General features: G+C 62.0%; 10 protein-coding genes and 1 pseudogene. 8 read left to right on the top strand and 3 right to left on the bottom strand.

Annotated elements, in window-relative coordinates; genetic code table 11:
• Positions 1-113: 113 nt before the first annotated feature.
• The 5 genes from ACFPZI_RS37050 to ACFPZI_RS37030 all read left to right on the top strand — a co-directional run bounded on the left by ACFPZI_RS37050 (position 114) and on the right by ACFPZI_RS37030 (position 11,808).
• Entirely contained in the window at positions 114-3,599 is a 3,486-nt protein-coding gene (locus ACFPZI_RS37050; protein WP_381371563.1) for a helicase-related protein, read from the top strand.
• Between the two features lies 1 nt (position 3,600).
• Positions 3,601-6,318 carry a DUF1156 domain-containing protein gene (locus ACFPZI_RS37045; protein ID WP_381371562.1) on the top strand — a complete coding sequence of 906 codons (2,718 nt, stop codon included), beginning with the start codon at positions 3,601-3,603 and terminating at the stop codon, positions 6,316-6,318.
• Positions 6,319-6,441: 123 nt separating this feature from the next.
• Positions 6,442-9,171 carry an ATP-binding protein gene (locus ACFPZI_RS37040; RefSeq protein WP_381371561.1) on the top strand — a complete coding sequence of 910 codons (2,730 nt, stop codon included), beginning with the start codon at positions 6,442-6,444 and terminating at the stop codon, positions 9,169-9,171.
• A gap of 313 nt (positions 9,172-9,484) precedes the next feature.
• Positions 9,485-10,981 (top strand): AAA family ATPase, encoded by a 1,497-nt coding sequence (locus ACFPZI_RS37035; RefSeq protein ID WP_381371560.1) that lies wholly within the window; start codon positions 9,485-9,487, stop codon positions 10,979-10,981.
• An 8-nt stretch (positions 10,982-10,989) separates the two neighbouring features.
• Positions 10,990-11,808, top strand: a complete 819-nt coding sequence (locus tag ACFPZI_RS37030) for an HNH endonuclease (RefSeq protein WP_381371559.1) — start codon at positions 10,990-10,992, stop codon at positions 11,806-11,808.
• A 32-nt stretch (positions 11,809-11,840) separates the two neighbouring features.
• Here ACFPZI_RS37030 and ACFPZI_RS37025 read toward each other — a convergent pair whose 3' ends face one another.
• The gene (locus ACFPZI_RS37025; protein WP_381371558.1) at positions 11,841-12,296 is read right to left on the bottom strand and encodes an endonuclease VII domain-containing protein; all 456 of its coding nucleotides are present in this window, start codon (positions 12,294-12,296) and stop codon (positions 11,841-11,843) included.
• A 426-nt stretch (positions 12,297-12,722) separates the two neighbouring features.
• Here ACFPZI_RS37025 and ACFPZI_RS37020 point away from each other — a divergent pair, with 426 nt between their 5' ends.
• The 3 genes and pseudogenes from ACFPZI_RS37020 to ACFPZI_RS37010 form a co-directional block, all read left to right on the top strand.
• The gene (locus ACFPZI_RS37020; protein WP_381371557.1) at positions 12,723-13,925 is read left to right on the top strand and encodes a PIN domain-containing protein; all 1,203 of its coding nucleotides are present in this window, start codon (positions 12,723-12,725) and stop codon (positions 13,923-13,925) included.
• 52 nt (positions 13,926-13,977) lie between these two features.
• Positions 13,978-14,127 (top strand): hypothetical protein, encoded by a 150-nt coding sequence (locus ACFPZI_RS37015; protein WP_381371556.1) that lies wholly within the window; start codon positions 13,978-13,980, stop codon positions 14,125-14,127.
• 23 nt (positions 14,128-14,150) lie between these two features.
• Positions 14,151-14,324 (top strand): annotated as a pseudogene (locus tag ACFPZI_RS37010) (transposase); the annotation flags it as partial.
• A gap of 239 nt (positions 14,325-14,563) precedes the next feature.
• Here the strand turns inward: ACFPZI_RS37010 and ACFPZI_RS37005 are convergent.
• Complete coding sequence (locus tag ACFPZI_RS37005) at positions 14,564-16,123, bottom strand: hypothetical protein (protein WP_381371555.1); 1,560 nt, start codon at positions 16,121-16,123, stop codon at positions 14,564-14,566.
• A 178-nt stretch (positions 16,124-16,301) separates the two neighbouring features.
• Positions 16,302-17,417: a hypothetical protein gene (locus ACFPZI_RS37000; RefSeq protein ID WP_381371554.1), complete on the bottom strand. Its 1,116-nt coding sequence runs from the start codon at positions 17,415-17,417 to the stop codon at positions 16,302-16,304.
• Positions 17,418-17,564 lie beyond the last annotated feature (147 nt).

Below are 17,564 nucleotides of genomic sequence, written 5' to 3'. Positions count from 1 at the left end.
CAGACAGGACCTGTGGACGAAAGATCAGATGTCTCATATTTTTTGCCACGCCTTGACCTTCGCCTTGGGCTAGGTTTGACGCTGTTGCTGCGGAGGTTACGGAGGGACGGCCCGTGAAGGACGTGAGCGAGCGCGCCAAGAACCGTTTGGTCATGCTCGATGGTCATTTCGCGCACCCCGTGAGAGTGGAACATGCCGAGCCGATCGGCTCTGGCGTATTCCTCGTCCGGGTTCGTCACGCCAATGGGGCGCCTGACGAAACGCAAATCCTAGAATCTGAGCTCGAAGCCTCCCTAGCGAAAGCCGCTCCAAAACCAGAGTTGGTTGACGCGCAAGATCTGTTCTTGTGGGTGGAATCTCAGCGCATCAGACATGCCTTCGCTCATGATCCACTCTTCGCTGTTTCGATGAGCGGTGTTCGCGGTCTGCCGCATCAGATCGAAGCCGTTTATCGGCACATGCTGCCTCAGCCACGTCTGCGCTTCGTTCTTGCAGATGACCCCGGCGCCGGCAAGACGATCATGGCGGGACTGCTCCTGAAGGAGCTGAAGCTTCGAGGCGCGGTGGAGCGCATCCTGATCCTTAGTCCTGCCCCGCTCACCACGCAGTGGCAGGACGAGATGCTAGAAAAGTTCGACGAACAGTTCGAGATCGTGTCGGGTGAGCAAGTCCGCTACCAGCTTGGCCAGAGCCCCTGGGAACGTTTCCCCCTCGCGATCAGCAGCATCGATTTCGCCAAGCGTGACGACGTGCGGGATGAACTGTTACGCACGCAGTGGGATCTAGTTGTCGTTGACGAGGCTCACAAGGCATCAGCTTTCACAAAACGGGGCCGAGACGAGCGAGTCGTGAAGACTAAAAGGTATGCCCTGGTAGAAGGCGTTGCTCAGCAGGCAGACCGGCTACTGCTGCTCACAGCAACACCGCACTCAGGCGACGAGGACAGGTTCACTCGTTTCCTTGGGCTACTGGACCCGGATCAGTTCTCGACGCCAGACCTCGTGAAGAAGCAGATCGCCAACGAGGGCAACCCGTATTTCCTGAGGCGCCAGAAGGAAGACCTCGTAGATGAACACAATCACGCACTGTTCGTTGAGAGGCACGTCCGCACTCAGCCGTTCCAGCTTTCAACCGCTGAATACGCGCTGTACCAGGATGTAACCGAGTACGTGAACCGGTACCTGGGGCCTAGTGCAGGGTCCCGCGGCAACGCCGTGGCCCTCGCCCGCACCGTTCTTCAGCGTCGACTCGCATCCAGCCTCGGGGCCATCCGGTCTTCGCTGATGAAGCGCGCCGACCGCCTGAGCGACCTCATTGATCAGCTGAACATGATGTCGTCCGCCGAGCGGAACCGGCGCCTTGCCTCCCTCGGGCGCATGCCGGCGGATTCAGACTTCGAAGACGACGGTGAAGCGGCTTCGGACGACCTGGACGAAACCGTCGATGACGCGTTGGTCACCGAGGTCACCAGCGCCGAACAGCTCTCGCAGCTGCGCGCCGAAGTCAGCGAGCTCCGAAAGCTGGTGGTTCACGCTGACCGGGTCAGGGACCTGGGTGATGAACGAAAGCTGGTGGCGCTGCGCGAATGCCTCAGGAGGGCAGAGTTCGATGAGCTCAAGGACGGCCGGGGCAAGCTCCTCATCTTCACGGAGCATCGGGACACCCTGGACTACCTGGAAGAGGACCTCCGCAAGCAGGGCTACACCGTGTGCACGATCCACGGTGGGCAGTCCCCCGCGGAGCGAAAGCGAGCGCAGCACGACTTCCGACAGAACAAGCAGATCTGCATCGCGACCGAGGCTGCTGGGGAGGGCATCAACCTTCAGTTCTGTCACCTGATGATCAACTATGACCTTCCGTGGAACCCAGTCCGTCTAGAGCAGCGCATGGGCCGGGTGCATCGGATTGGGCAGAGTGCGGACTGTTGGATCTTTAACTTCTGCGCGACCAACACGATCGAAGGCCAGCTGTTGGCTGGTCTTCACGCGCGGCTCGAAGCGATGCGAGACGATCTCGACGGCCGTGTGTACGACGTGATCGGCGAACTTCTCACCATCAACGGCATCGACTTCGAGCGGCTCGTAAAGGAGACCCTCGCCAGCCCTACTCGGGCCAACCGAGACGCTGCCGTCGCCGCGATCAACCGCCTCAACCCGAACAAGCTGGCCGAGTACGAGAAGGACACAGGCATCGCCCTGGCGAAGAAGTACGTGGACATCGACTGGGTACGCGGCCAGAACTTCTTGTCTGAGGAGCGGCGCCTCATGCCGGAGTACGCAGAAGCGTTCTTCCTGCGAGCCGCCAGCCGTCAACGACTCCGTGTGGAACGCCGCGCGGACCAGCTGCTCCGCATCGAACACGTTCCCGTCGCCCTGCGAAGCGAGGACCTCGCGGCGGTCAAGCATCGCGGCCGTCCGGATTCGGAGTACCGCAAACTCACCTTCAAGAAGGAGGAACGAGACCGAGTCGAGCACGAGGAGTCAGTGCTGTGCTCACCAGGTCACCCACTGTTCGCGGCGCTCGCTGAGTCCCTGGAGCGGGACCTAACTGCGGACGGTATCCCTCAGGGTGCTGCAGCGTTCGTCGACCCAGGTGCGCGGGCACCTTATTTCGTTCACCTTTTCGCCTACGAGGTAGTCGGTGAGGACCTGCACGGGGCAGCGGAACTTGCTTTCGCGGAAGTGGTGGCGGTGATAGAGGATCATGACGGCCTTCACCGGGGACCAGCTGACGTCCTGCACACCCTTACGCCGGCAACCCCTACCGAAGCACGCAAAGCTGCCGCAGTTTCGCCAGAGAAGATCAAGACGGCGACGGACTGGCTGCGTGTCCAGGTTCAGCTCCCCCGCAGCAACGCGGAGCGGATCAACCGCCTGGATCAAGCCAAACTCCGGGCTTCCTACCTTGAGGAAGCCATGGAGGCGCAGAAGCGTCGCCTGGAAGGCCGGTGGGACGTTTACGACACCAAGGTTGCTTCCGGGGACGACTCGTATCGCCTTCAGAGGGACAACACCGCACGACAGCTCCAGGAGTTGAAGCACCGGCGGGCCGCCAAGCTGGAGTCCCTCAACCGCCTCGGCGTCGTGCGTTCAGGCAAGGTGACGCACCTCGGGTCAGCCTCAGTCGTACCGCCCAGCGCGCCGGAGCACCCTGATGTCGACGTGATGCGAGCCAGCAGCAAGGAAGTGGAGGACGCAGCGGTTGAGGTGGCTATGGCCTTCGAACGACAGCAGGGGTGGGAGCCTGAGTATCTTGGCCATCTGATGGACGGCACCGGCTTCGACATCCGCTCGACGCGGACGCTCCCCGACGGCAACGCGCAGGTGCGCCGGATCGAGGTGAAGGGGCGTGCCGACGCCACGGGCGATGTGGGCTTGTACCGGACGGAGTGGTATGCCGCACAGCGATGGGCCGCTGGCTATTGGCTGTATGTGGTCTACAGCGCCACAACAAAACCTGTCCTACTGAGGGTCCAAGATCCATACCATGCGCTGCCCAATGTGTCAGAAATCCGGCAGGTTACCGGCTATCGCGTACCGGGAGCTAGCATCCGAGCTCACGCGGTTGTAGAGGGAAGAGCTGCGGAGCGAGAGGAATAGAGTGCGCGACAGCAGTGACAAGCGGCTCATCGAAGACGTCATCCCGATCGATGTCATCAGCCGCACCAGCGCCAGCGAGAAGGTCGGTGGCCGAGTTGGCCATCCCGCTTCGATGCACCTCTGGTGGGCTCGCCGACCGCTTGCAGCTTCCCGCGCCGCTGTCTACGCGGCCCTCACTCCGGCGGAAGGTCGCACGCGCTCACTTGCGGAGGAATCAGACTTCTTCGAGGCCCTGTGCACCTGGGGAGGTGACGAGCACGCCATACGGACTGCGCGCAGTGAGGTACTTGCGACGAGCAAGGACGGCCCCCCCAAGGTCGTCGACCTCTTCTCCGGAGGAGGCGCCATTCCCCTCGAGGCGCTGCGCCTAGGGTGTGAGGTCACCGCCAACGAACTAAACCCTGTGGCTCACCTCATCGAGCGGATGCTCATGGAGTTTCCACAGAGCTACCCGGGCCTTGCTGACGACGTCCGCAAGTGGGGCAAGATCTGGGTCGACCAAGCATGGCAGGACCTGGCGCCCTTCTACCCGTCCGTCGACGGCGGTACAGGCCAGCAGGCCTTCCTCAGCGATGGTGAGAGTGAACGACGCCTTCCCTTGGCGTACCTGTGGACACGGACCGTGCGTTGCCCCAACCCCGCTCCCGGGGTCCCTGAGCACGATGCCCACCTCGTACGTCAGACCTGGCTCGGCCGGAAGAAGAACCGGCTGGTTGCTCTCAAGCCAGTGGTCGACCACGACACTTTCACGCTGCACTACGAGGTCGTTACAGCAACGAACGAGGCTGACCTTGGGTTCGATCCCGCCGAGGGCTCCCGGGGAGGTGAAGTGGCTTGCCGCATCTGCGGCGCGCCGGTCAAGAGCGAGCACGTGAAGAAAGAGGCACGCGCCGGACGCATGAGGACAGCGCCGCTCGCAGCCCTTGCGGCCAAGCCGAATCGGAAGGGACGGGACTACCTGGCCGTCGGCGAATACGAACTGCCCGACGACGCAGAGTGTTTGAAGCGTCTCGAAGAGCTCCCTGTCGCCCCGCTGGACGAGCCGCTTCCTGGCACCATGCGCATCACCGGCGGCACGTGCATGGTCTACGGCTTCTCTCACTACCGTGACCTGTTTACGCCGCGCCAACTTCTCGCTCTGAGCACAATGGCTGCCGGCATCCGCACCGTGTACGACAAGGCCTGCGCCGAAGGCATGGACTCCGGACGCGCGGCTGCCATGGCCACCGCATTCGCCATGGCTCTGAACAGGGTCGCCGACCGTCTCTCGAACCTGTGCCGCCTCGACACGAAGAATGAGGGCGGAACGAACACGTTCGCCCGCCAGGCGCTGCCCATGGTGTGGGACTTCTACGAGGCCAACCCCTTCGCGGGAGCATCAGGAGACATCCGTAAGTACCTTAAGGAGACCGCCGATCTCATCGAGCGGCTTTCTACTCTGCCGAACGCCGCCACCTGCGTGCGAGGGTCGGCAGCTTCTCTCCCCCTGGCCAATGACTCACAGGACGCGGTCATTACCGACCCGCCGTACTACGACAACATCTCGTACGCGGACTTGTCCGACTTCTTCTACGTGTGGCTGAAGCGGTCGGTCGGCTTCCTCTACCCCACACACTTGGGCGGAGAGCTGACGCCGAAAAAGAAGGAGGCGGTGGTAGCGGCCTACCGTCACTCCGGGAACAAGGACGAGGCCCGCCGACACTACGAAGATCTCATGGAGCAGGCCTTCACCGAGGCTCATCGGGTGCTCAAGCCTGGCGCCCCGCTCATCTGCGTCTATGCGCACAAGACCACCTCGGGTTGGTCCAGCCTGGTCGAGTCGCTCAGGACCGCGGGTTTCACCATCACTGAGGCTTGGCCCCTGGACACAGAAATGCCCGAAAGGGCTGTTGGTCGAGGAACCGCCAGCCTGGCTTCGTCCATCTTCCTCGTCGCTCGCAAACGCCGGCCCGACGCCGGCGTCGGCAGCGAGGCCGACGTCATGGTCGAGTTGGGGCAGATCATCGTGGAACGCCAAGCGAGACTTGAGGAACTCGGCCTTACCGGTGCAGATTTGGTCATCGCGACAGTCGGGGCTGGCCTTCGTGCCCTGACCCGCTACGAGCGCGTCGAGCAGGACAACGGTGAAGTGCTGCCTGCTGAGACATTCCTGGAGATGGTCCAGAACCGGGTTCTCGACGCGATCGTTGATGGGCTGGCTGGCACGGACCCGGTCACCCGTTACTACCTAGCAGCTCAGTTCTCCTATGGGTACGCTGCCGTTCCCTTCGACGAAGCCAACAACCTAGCCCGCATGGCCGGTGCCGACCTCGACAGCCCTGGCGGGTTGACGAACGGCCCTAACCCACTCGTGGCCAAGGTCAAGTCCACGGTTGTCCTCAGGGACTTCGAGGACCGCGGGGACGATCCGCGCTTGGGACAGCCAAACACGGAAGCAAGTGGAACCATGCCTCTCTACGAGGTTGAGTCGTCTGTCGCACCGCCCCTCATCGACGTCGCGCATGGAGTGCTTTGGCGTGCCGAGTACCAGCCGAGGCAGATTCCCGCCTACCTCATGTCCGTAAACGTCGACGTCGACGCGGTCCGTCAGGTCATCCAGACCTTGGGCGGCCGGGCCCTGCGCTCTAGCTCCAGCGAGTCGAAGAGTCGAGAGGCGGCCGCAGCGGAGCGGCTGCTGGCGTCGTGGAAGACGATGATTGGTGATCGAGGACTGGTCTGAGGTGCGGGCCGTCCGTAATGTTGAGGCAGAGGGGGTTATGAGACTGTGAGTTTGAGCTATCGTTTGTCGCCTTGGACAGAGGTCGCACGCCCACATGAGGATGTGGCAGCGGGTGTCCTCGATATGGGCACCTACGCAGCCAACCTGTCTGCGGTGTTCCGCGGCCGCAAGGGCGTCTCTCCCGTCTATGCAGACGCTGGCCGGTTCTTCCAGGCGACGTACCTCACCGGGAAGATGGGCGAGCTGCTGACGGACGTCATGGACGTGCTCGCTGGCGGGGCCGGTTCTCACGTTCTCCAGCTTCGCACCCCCTTTGGCGGCGGTAAGACGCACAGCCTCGTTGCGCTGCTCCACCTGGTCCGCGACCGTGCCGCTTCGGTTGCTGCGTGCCCGGAGCTGAAGGACATCGCTGACCCCGGCAAGGTTCAGGTCGCCGTACTGTCCGGTGAGGAGCTCGATGCCCTTACTCCGGCAACGGCAACTGGAACCGAGACGCATACTTTATGGGGGGAGCTTGCCGCACAGCTCGGACACTACGAACTCGTAGAAGAGCACGATCGAACGGGCGCTGCGCCGGGCGGCGAGGTGCTGCGCCAAATCATCGGCGACAGCCCGACACTCATCCTTCTCGACGAGGTCTTGATCTACGTCGAGAAGGCCATGGTGGTTGCCAAGGGAGAATCAAACGCAGGCCGGCAGGCCATGCTGTTCCTCCAGGCCCTCACTGAGGTCGTCAGCGCCCAGCCAAACGTGGTCATGGTCTACAGCCTCCAGGCCAGTGTCGGCGAGGCTGTCGGGGCCGAAGGACTGCTGAGCGACCTGGACAAGCTCGTTGCCCGGGTGGACTCCAAGCGTGAGCCGGTCGCAGGCGACGAGGTGCTGCGCGTCGTCCAACGACGGCTTTTCGCCGAGCTTGGGGACGACGCCACTCACCAGGAGGTTGCCCGCTCCTACTCCGGCCTCCTGCGGAAACAACTGCTTGCTGCAGCGGAAACGGGTGACGCACGCCGAGAAGCTGATGCGGCTGCCGATTCTCTCGAAGAGCGGATCCTGGCTGCTTACCCCTTCCACCCAGAGCTACTGGATCTGATGTACCACCGCTGGGGATCGCTGATCTCCTACCAGCGAACTCGTGGTGCTTTGCAGTTCTTGGCCGCCGTTGTGCACGCCTTGTGGAAGTCGGGCGCGAAGAGCCCGCTCATTGGGCCCGGGGACATCGACTTCACCGACGAGGCAACCCGAGGCGCCTTCTTCTCCCAGGTTGGTGAGCGGGAGCGGTACGTGGCCGTGCTATCGAGCGACGTCACGTCGGACGGTGCCGGATGCGCGACCGTCGACCGCACCCTCGGAGCCGACAGTCCGATGCTCGCTCAACTCCGAGTGGGCACTCGTGTCGCCTCCGCCATCATGCTTTACAGCTTCGGGGCCCGCGAGGGCGAGGACCGCGGTGTCCTTGAGACGGACCTCGTCAAGAGTGTCCTAGTTCCCGGCTTGACACGGAATGTCGTGGTGTCCGCACTGCACGACCTCCGCGAGGAGGAGCTGTACCTCCATTACACGGGACGCCGCTACCGGTTCGAGCCGACACCCAATCTGACAAAGCTTGTGCGGGACGAAGCCACCAAGCTCAGCTCCAACGAGGTACTCACCGAGGTTCGGGGCGAGCTTGAGAACCAGCTGCGCGGTACCAAGGGGGTAGCCCTGTGGCCAGAAGTACCGAGCGGTATCGCTGACGAGCGCCCTGTGTTCACGGTCGCCTACCTGCATCCGGACTGGTCGGAGGAGCGCGATCCACAATCAAAGTTCATCGAGCAGGCAGGCAAGGGCGCGCCTCGGCGATACCGCAACGGGCTTGCTTTGGTGCTTCCGGACAAGGGGCAGTTTGACCTTGCTCGTCATGCCGTAAGGCTGCGCTTGGCTGCTGATTCGCTCCTGTCGAAGGCTAGGCAGTACAACTTCAGCGCCGAGCAGATCGAAGAGCTAAGAGAGAAGTCCGGCAACGCACGGCGTGACGGCTCCGCGGCCATCGGCGCCACGTACAGCACCGTGACCATCCCAATCCGGTCCCGGACGGGCGACGCACCGTACGTACTGGAGACCTCTGACCTCCGCACGATGCTCGCAGCGGGACGAGCCCTTCACGAACGGGTTGTAGATGCCCTCAGCCAACGAGTGTTCAGCTCCATTACTGCAGCGAAGCTGGTTGCGCTGGCCGGCCTGGGGCAAGATCGGAAGGCCGTCACATGCGCCGACCTGGTGGACTGGTTCTACAGCTACTACGACTTCACGAAGCTTTGGGACAAACAGGCCGTTGCTTCTGCTATCGCTAAGGCGGTCTCGGAGTCAGAGCTGGGCTATGTGGTGGGCCTCGTGCGGGATGGGGAGGGCATCGTTCCTCGGGACGCCCGCCAAGTGCGCTTTGGAGAACGCCTCACAGCTGATGAAGTCGACCTGTCAGACGACGCAGCGATCCTCTGGCAAGACTACGCCCGTGAGTTCCTTCTAGCGGTCGTCGAGCCGACCCCAGAGGTCCCTGAACCCGACCCGAAGGGTGAGATCAAGCGACAGCCCGCTCCTCCCGCACCATCCACAACCTCACAAGAAGGTAAGCCGGGCTCGGGCAGCGGAGGACCAAGCAACGTTGTGCGAGTGGCCAACGTTAAAGCCGTCGTGGAACGATCTGGCCTTTTCAACCTTGGTCGGTCTCTCTCCTGGCTACGGGATGAGCAGGGTGCCGTACGCATCGAAATCAACATTCGTGCCGAAGGCGAGTTTGACCGCGCTTCCTTCTTGAACGGATTCTTGGAACCCATCGAAGAAGCAGCCGAAGATCTCGACATCAATACGCAATAGCATCAACGCTACTTTGAGGTGCCTCACCCTCCCAGCGGCCAGGAACTCCCGTGCTCTGGGCCACTTCCACCGCTCCCCGATAGAGGGATCCAGTGGCTCCTACCCCACCTGATGAAGGTGTGGGGTCGAAGGGCCGCAACGACTTGGGCCGCTGGGATGGTTGAGGCAGGTCAGAGTACTGGCCTGCTCATGCGTTGCACTGGTGGCAAGCAGTCGTTTGACCGTGTGGGAGCGGGGGCGAAAAAGCGTGCAGTTCACAGTCGTGGAACGGGGCGGTCGGCAGCCGAAAGACCTGTGGTCCCATGCTCTGCTCGTGAGGGACGCCTGGAACGACTTCGGGTTCATGACCATGTTCCACTTAGTGGTCTACGATGAGAACGGCCGCCGACATGGCATCGGCGAAGTGAAGATCGGCGAGTTCGGGATGCAGTCCGGGATCGAGCCGAGCGTCAAGCGCCCAGGTCGCGTAGTCCGAGTACCCGATTCTTTTGAAGAACTCGGACCACGCCATTTTTCTCTGGGGCAGGATGATTCCTACTACGAGCGCCTACGCCAGCTCGGAGACGATATGCGTCGTTCCGTGCTGTCCGCGCTGAAGGACATAGCGTTCAACGACAGCATCTTCAATCGCGCCCAACACGAGAAGGTGACCGTAGAGTCCCTCATGCGATTCGTGAAGCCGGCCGCCGTCACGGAGCAGTATCGCCGCATTGCCCAGGGCGGTGCTCGAGTGTCTAGCTTCCAAGTAGCCTACGAGGCCCCTTCCCCCGCTGAGGGCAGGGGGAAGCCTGTGGTCTTACATTTCAGCGTGTCACCGAACTCGCGGCCGTCAACGAACATTCACGTGCTAATTGGCCGCAACAGTGTCGGAAAGTCGTTCCTTCTCAACAGACTGACTCGCGCGGTCGGCGTCTATCAAGCTGACCCACGCGAGGTCGGTCGCATTATTGAAAGCGACCGAGGTGCGCGCAGCTCTTTTGCGAACTTGGTCAGTGTCACCTTCAGCGCGTTCGACGAGTTTCCGCTCATCAGCGATGACGACGTGGCCATCTCCTACGCCTATGTAGGTCTTCGAGTCCCCTCCACAAGCAATCGGACGCCACGGGTAAAGACACCATCTCAACTCAAAGAAGACTTCGCAGATAGCGTGGAAGCGTGTTTGACCGGGGAACGGTCAGACAGGTGGGCGAAGACGCTGCGGACTTTGCAATACGCCAGCGCCGGCTTCCTTGAAGAGGACTGGGTAGAGGACTTCCAGGCCACGCAAAACGCAACTGCCCGTAGACGCAAAGCGAAGCAGTTGTTTGCCGGCCTGAGCTCGGGCCACAAGGTCGTCCTACTAACGATGACTCGCCTTGTAGAGCACGTGACGGAGCGATCCCTCGTAGTCATAGACGAACCCGAGTCCCACCTCCATCCGCCATTGTTGGCCGCATTCATTCGCACCTTGTCTGATCTGTTGACGGAGCGTAACGGGCTGGCTGTGGTCGCCACTCACTCGCCGGTGGTACTTCAAGAGGTGCCCGCGTCATGCGTCTGGAAGCTACGCCGTTTCGGTAACCATATGGCTGCGGACCGCCCAACCCTCGAGACTTTCGGCGAGAACGTCGGCGTCCTCACCCACGAGGTATTCGGACTGGAGGTGACGGACTCCGGATTCCACCGTGATCTGAAGGCAGCGGTTCGCCAAGGGTTGTCATACGAAAGCGTGCTCAGGAGATTCAGCGGACAGTTGGGGGGCGAGGCCAAGTCCATCGTCCGATCTCTCATCGCAGTCCGTGATACCGGTGAAGCGGAGGGCCATCTCTAATGCGCCCTGTGCAGGCCCCGGACCTATCGGCACGCGAGGTCTACGCCCTCTGCATCAGCAAGACTCTGCCGAAAGTCAAGGCGCGACTGCGAGCCCTGGCGGAGGACGTAGTCAACGCCGCCGACGAGTTCGAATCTGCCGCCTCCACAGCTAACCTCCATACACTGGCTGAACTCAAGACCAACCCTTCCGATGAAACGGACAGGACGCAGCTCACGAAGAATTACACGCAACGCCTGGCAAACAAGGATCACCCAGCGAGAGAAATCTACGATGAGCTGAAGATCGCAGGCAGACTATGCCCTCTCTGTGCTCACCGTGATGTGGAAACCCTCGACCACCAGTTGCCGAAGTCGCTGTACCCTCTGCTGGCTGTGGCACCCTCTAACCTGGTCCCCGCTTGCCGGAGCTGCAACACATTGAAAAGTGATGCAGATCCTAAGGGCGCGCACGACCAGACGCTGCATCCCTACTTCGATGACATCAGCAAAGAGCAATGGCTCTTTGCGCGAGTCCATGAAGTAGCTCCGGCATGTGTCTCATTCCATGTGAAACCACCGTCAAGCTGGGATGAGGTCCTCGCGGCGCGGGTGCGTTGGCACTTTCAAATGTTCGGCCTCGCGGAGCTTTATGGGAACCAAGCCAGTCGGGCAATGACTAGCCTTCGCTACGTCTTGAAACGTAAGGCGCCTTCCACTATCCCGGCCTACCTAAAGGACGAGGCCGACGGTGGGGCCGACGAAGACCCCAACTCATGGAAGGCCGTCATGTTCCAGGCTCTAGCTGGCAGTTCTTGGTACATCAACGGCGGCTTCGCTCTGGAGTAAACGGGTTATGCTTCTAGCGAACACGGATAAATTCATCCGCGATCGATCGTCACATTTCGATCGACCTTCTCCAGATATACGATCGCACGCGCGATTCTTTTCGGGTCGTCTTTGAACATCCCCAGTGCCGTGTTGCACAGCTTGCACAGCAGACCGCGGGTGCATTTCCCGCAGATCCGCTTATCACCTGGACAGCATGAGTGATCATGGTCTATTACGAATGCATCTTCCGGAATCTCTTGACATATCCAACAGGCGCCTCCCTGCGCCTTTAGCATCGCTTCGAATTCCGTTCGCGAGATTCCGTACTTACTCGTAACAAAGCATCGACGACACCATGTGGCGATCCCGTTGACTCCGGACCCTTTCCCAAACTCGGCCACATGTAGGTACTGTTCACACTTAGTGCACAGATAGTTCCCCGAGCCGTCCCGCCTCTTGTATGGGCTCACCCTCTTCTGTATAGGAGTGTCTAGCGCTACCCCCATAGCAACCCGCTGAACATGCGCCGAGCAATACCCCAAGGACGCATGTGGGCGCCCACAACCCTCAATCGAGCACTTGTCCTCATACTTGGAAGTCCTTTTGCGGAGGGGCTTGAACTCGACGCCCGCACGCATCTGCCGGTAATGTCCAGAACAAAGGCTAAACTTCACGACTCGTATTGGGCGATCACAGAATTCGAGTCGACAAACCTCAACTTGTGCAGCCACGGGCCCCCCATCAAAATGCTCGTAATCCTAGGCATCCTAGTGACCTTCGAGGCGGCCGCAAGTATCGAAGGATGTCCAGCCAGAGACTAAGACCAGCGCAACCCAGCCGTCGGCGCCCCCCTCGACGGCGAAACTCGCTGCAGACGTGCGCTACTCCTGAAACCCTGGGAGATCACTCACTCGGGGCGACGGGAGCGCGCGTTGATCATCCTGGACACGAACATTCTGTGGGGCCTCACCCCGGAGGACAGCAGTGCCGACCTGCTGCGTGCCATTCGGTCTGTAGCCGGCGAGCGGGTGGCGGTGCCGTGGGTGGTCATGGAGGAACTCGCCGCTCAACGGGCCATCAAGTATCAGGAGCAGCACGCCCGAGCGACCGCGGCGATCGATGCCCTGCGCGAGACCACACCTTGGAGCCTCGGTTCCCCTCTCGGCCCTTGCGAGCCGAACGATGTCCGTAAGGACTGCCGAGAACGGTGGAGCACGGTCCTGGACGTGATCGAGACGAGCTACTCGGCGTTCCGGGAAGCGGCATTCCGCGAGGCGAACTGCCTGCCCCCATGCAAGATCCACAAGTCGGAGAAGATCGGCAGCCGGGACGCCGCGATCTGGCTGTCGGCCATCGAGTACGCGAAGCAGCACCCCGAGGAGCAGATCTACTTCGTCAGCAACAACACTCGGGACTTCGGCGACGGCACGGCGTACCCCGACCCCATGGACAAGGACGTCGCAGGGCTCACGAACACGTTCAGGCACTACCGGAACATGGACGAGCTCGTGGCCGAGTTCGCCACGGCGGTGCCGACGGACGAGACCGCATTGCGGACCCTCCTGGAGAAGCCCAAGATCAGAAGCCAGCTCGTGAACACAGCCACCGAAATCGGCTGCCTCCCCATGGACGGCACTTTCAACTGCACCATCGCCGACGCCGACGGCGTCCTGATGGTCGTTCCCGCCTACGGCTGGTTCACTGGAGGGCGCCTCACGGTTGACGAGGTGAAGGCCTTGCAGTCGTACCGCATCGGCGATCAAGAATGGTTCATGGCGACCGTTCGGTGGCAACTCACCGGGTTCGTGAACGCTGACCGCGCGACGACATGGGGTGCCTGTCGCCTCACAACAACCGTCCTGCTCGTGCCCAGCACAAGCGATCCGCGGCTGACCATTCTGCGCGCCGACTGGCCTCAGCCGGTCACCGCCGAAGTGTTCCAGTCGATCGATTTCCCTCCTCTCGAATTCAGCGAGGCTGCGGAGGACGCCATGCAGACCATGCGCGAGAGCCTTGCAGCGTCTATCCGCCCGGACCTTCACCCGCTGCGAGGGCCACGCGCCTACGAGGGAGCCTGGGCGCGGGCGCGACGGGCCGGCGCCGTCGGCGTACCCCGAACACCTATCGGCGAGTAGGCCTCGCGGCGTTTCGCCGCGGGGAGCTGCTCAGAGCAGCGCCATCGCCTCCGTGCTCCAACTCGCTCACGGTGACCGTCATCGCCTACTCCTCGTCGTCTCCGCCGTCGACCGCACGGATCCGCTGCTGCACCGAGTCCGCCAGATCGGCGCTTCGGGTACGGAGGACAAGTGCCTCGAAGAGCAGGCCCTCGACTCCTAGAGCGTGTCTCTTTGACTAATGCGATGTGGGACCGGATCGAGCCGCTGATGCCGGCCGATCCGGTCCGCGGACGGCGGTGGGCCGACCACCGCCGGACCCTTGAGGCCATCGCGTGGAAGTACCGCACCTGCTCTCCCTGGCGGGACCTGCCGGACGAGCTCGGCTCGTTCCAGACCGCCCACAAAAGGCTGATCAGATGAGCCTTGGACGACACCTGGGTCTCTGATTATTACGGAGACCCACATGCCGAAGTCCACTCCCACCGCCCCGCCGCTTGACCGTGAAGCCAAATGGCGCCTGGCGGTGATACGTCACGTCTAAAAGGTCACCGGCTCGATCAGGGCCCACTGCTTGTCTGATGAGTCACCCACACCATCAGGCGACGACAGAACCACTCAAGGGTCACGGACCGCCCTCTCAGGACTCCTTGAGCCCTTCAGTCATCGTTCTCAGTGGGCTCCTCTGATGGACCAGGTGCCTCAAAGGCATCCCATTCAATCTTGCTGATGACCCATGCAGGAACAGTCCACAGGCCGTGGGATCCCAGGACATCGGATCCTGAAACCCCGACTTGGTAGGCGTCAGGCCCCTGGACGCCGTCGCGGTAGCCGCCCCACCAGGAGTCCGGGTCGTAGTCGCAGGTCACCTCCAGCAGGTCGAGGCCACCATCGGCTCCGCCATGCTCAAGTACCAGGTCCAGCCCCCAGGCGCCGTCCCTAGGAGTCAGCGTGCTTCTGATCTGGGTTGGAACTCCTTGGATCTGGGCGGAGGCTTCTGATGAATCTGAGTAGAGGAGGGGGGCCACTTCGAGTTCAAGGCCCGGCACCCAGGTCAGCACCTCATCCAGCCGGTGAAGGGCGTCGCCGTCGTCGTCAAAAGCGCTCTTGACAACCGCGGCGACGGCCTCAGCCTCGGCTTCTACCGCAGTGATCGACCCGTCGGTGAAGTGGAAGCTGAGTTCGGCTCGGACCAGGATGTTGTCGTAGTGAAGGACCGACACTTCCGGGTCACCGCCGTTGTACAGCGTCTGTACCGTTGCTTCGCCCTCCGCCAGAAAGTACGCCGTGGCGTAGGCGACAACCTGATTGACGGGGCCGAGGTCGCCGGTGCGCCGCGTGTGGGCTGTCTCCTTCGGAACGGAGTTATCAAGCACGTCGCCCCCGAGACTCACCTCGCCCACTCCTGCGAGGGCCACAAGGCGCGTCACGCTGGCTCCGTAGACGCTGAGGCTGCTGCCGTCACCGTCGGTCCTATTGGTGATCGCGGTTTCCAGCCCCGTGATATGGCCAATGTCGAAGCCGGTACCGTCACTGTCGAGGGTGTCTGCGGGGAGCTGTCTCAGGAGGTGGCGAGCGATGGCCGCTTGCGCATGTCCGTCATCCACGGTGACGTCGAACAGGGTCGATCGCAGCTTGTCCAGTGTGCGCATCAGCGGCATAGGCTTGTTCCATGCCGTGAAGGCCGCGTCGACGTCCTTGTCCGCGCCGATGATCAAAATCTTCTCTGGCGAGGCAAGCTCCAGTACATCGCGCAGCCAGGCGCTGTCGCTAGCTCCCGTCTTGACCGCGGATCCGGGCTTCTCCGGAGTGCCGCCCTTGGTCTTGGCCGGCTTGCGCTGAAGGACCTGGTCCTTTAGGCCTTCAACGGCGCTGCTGCCCGTCAGCTTAATGATCTTCACATGCGGTATCGCGCTCAAGTTGGTCAGCACCGCGTCAATGACGGCTTCTCTGCTGTCGTATGCCGACGTGGGCACAGCGACCGGGATGCCAGCCCGACTCATCCGGTCGCGCTCCTGTCTTGCGGCGTTCTTCACGGTCTCCCAGTCGCGGGAGACATGCTCTGCCCACTCCCAGGCCACCGGCTCGGGTACCCAGGTCTCGATGCCGATGCCAGCGAGGCGGCCGGCGAGTCTCTTGAGCTGTTCCAAATCCGGTCGGGCCATGCCGTAGGCGTTGGCATCAAAGACAACGGCTTCGAGGCGCTCACGCGCTGACACCGTTAGCCGGAGCGAGGGGGCCTCTGCGGGTCTTCGGGCTGCACACATAGCGGCATCGTCCCAGACCGCCGCCAATGCGGAGCTTGCGGCTGCCCGGGCGCCAACCGCAAGCTGACCCGGGCCCTGAACCAGAAGAGAGCCGCTGACCGCTAGCTCAGGCGAGGTCTGGACGCTACCGTCAGCTACTGTCCTGCTGCGTCAGCCGGTCACGGGCATCGATGACGAACGCTGCCCACCGGTTGTTCCGGCGGAACTTGAAGTCGGAGATGGATCGGTCCGCGTTCACCAAGCTTCCGAACACTCCAATCCCAGGCATCAGGTGGTTGCCAATTGAGGACAGGGCCATGCTGCCGATGGTGCGCAGCAAAGCTGGCCGATTCCACCTTCGGTTGACCTCCCTCTGGTAGGAGGAAACGAGCCGCTCAACCTCCTGGCTGAGCGCTTTCGCCCTGCCGTCAGGCGATGGCCTGCCCGCGAGAAACTCCCGCAGATCCCTGATCCGCTTGTCCTTGCGGAGGTCGGCGATGTACTCGTGATAGGCCCCTTTGGCTGTCAAGGTGTCCGTGCTGCGAAGGTGCAGAACCTCTTCCAAAGCAGCAACCTTGTGTACCTCGAACTGCACGTCCTCGGGCTCATTGCCCTCGGTCATTGGCCAGAGGTCGGCAAGCACTGAGGAGCCTGAGTTGATGATGACGTCCAGCGGGCCCAACTGGAGAGCATCCGCAATCGGCCACTGGGACATCTGGTGCATATCTGCATGCATACCCAGAAAAGAGTGATTACTGAACTTAAGGCCTTCGAGACGGCATGCGTATCCAGCCGACCTGAGGGCGTTAGTCAGATGATCTCGCAGTGGCTGATGCCGGGCCCACCGGTTTGCGTACCGCTGGTTGCGTGCGGGCGTCGGGAGTGGAAGGCCCCCGGGACCGCCAGCGTGCTGGCGCTTCCAGTGATCCCACAGCATTCGCTGGCTGTCCTGAAGTACTTCCTCGGCGACCTTCGCGAGCTGAGCGTCGTCGGACACAAACTTCACAAAGTCCAGGTCCTGCATGTCAGCAGGACACAGCCGTCGGTGCAGGAACCACAGCTCGTCGTAGCAGACCGTCAGGCCGATGACGTTCTCCAGGACCGCGTTCGGTACCTCTTTTCCGTACACCTCGTGGAGGTTTTCATAGTCGAGGAAGGCAGGAGCGAAGTCACCGAGAAATGCCCGCCGCTTCGCCGGCCGCCAACTCTCCGTCGGCAGCGCATCCATACGTGATGCATCAGGCTGCTGTCGGCTGATACCAGTCACGCCTTCTCCCCCTCAGGATCGCTCCCGGAAAACAGCCTCTTAGCAGCTCGGATTCTGCCACGGTTCCAAGGTCGACGAGGGCCTCAGCCCACCCCCGTCAACCCCGCACATATCCGCAGTTCAGCGGCGGCGTGAGCGTTCCGTAGG

The sequence above is a fragment of the Streptomyces chlorus genome (assembly GCF_042655885.1).
Lineage (GTDB): Bacteria > Actinomycetota > Actinomycetes > Streptomycetales > Streptomycetaceae > Streptomyces > Streptomyces chlorus.
The sequence above is the reverse complement of the archived record's forward strand: the minus strand, read 5'-3'. Positions and strand labels throughout refer to the sequence as shown.

Excerpts from the sequence above, each read along its gene's own strand:
- ACFPZI_RS37040 (WP_381371561.1), top strand. The coding sequence starts at position 6,442 with ATGGGCACCTACGCAGCCAACCTGTCTGCGGTGTTCCGCGGCCGCAAG.
- ACFPZI_RS37025 (WP_381371558.1), bottom strand. The coding sequence starts at position 12,296 with ATGGGGGTAGCGCTAGACACTCCTATACAGAAGAGGGTGAGCCCATAC.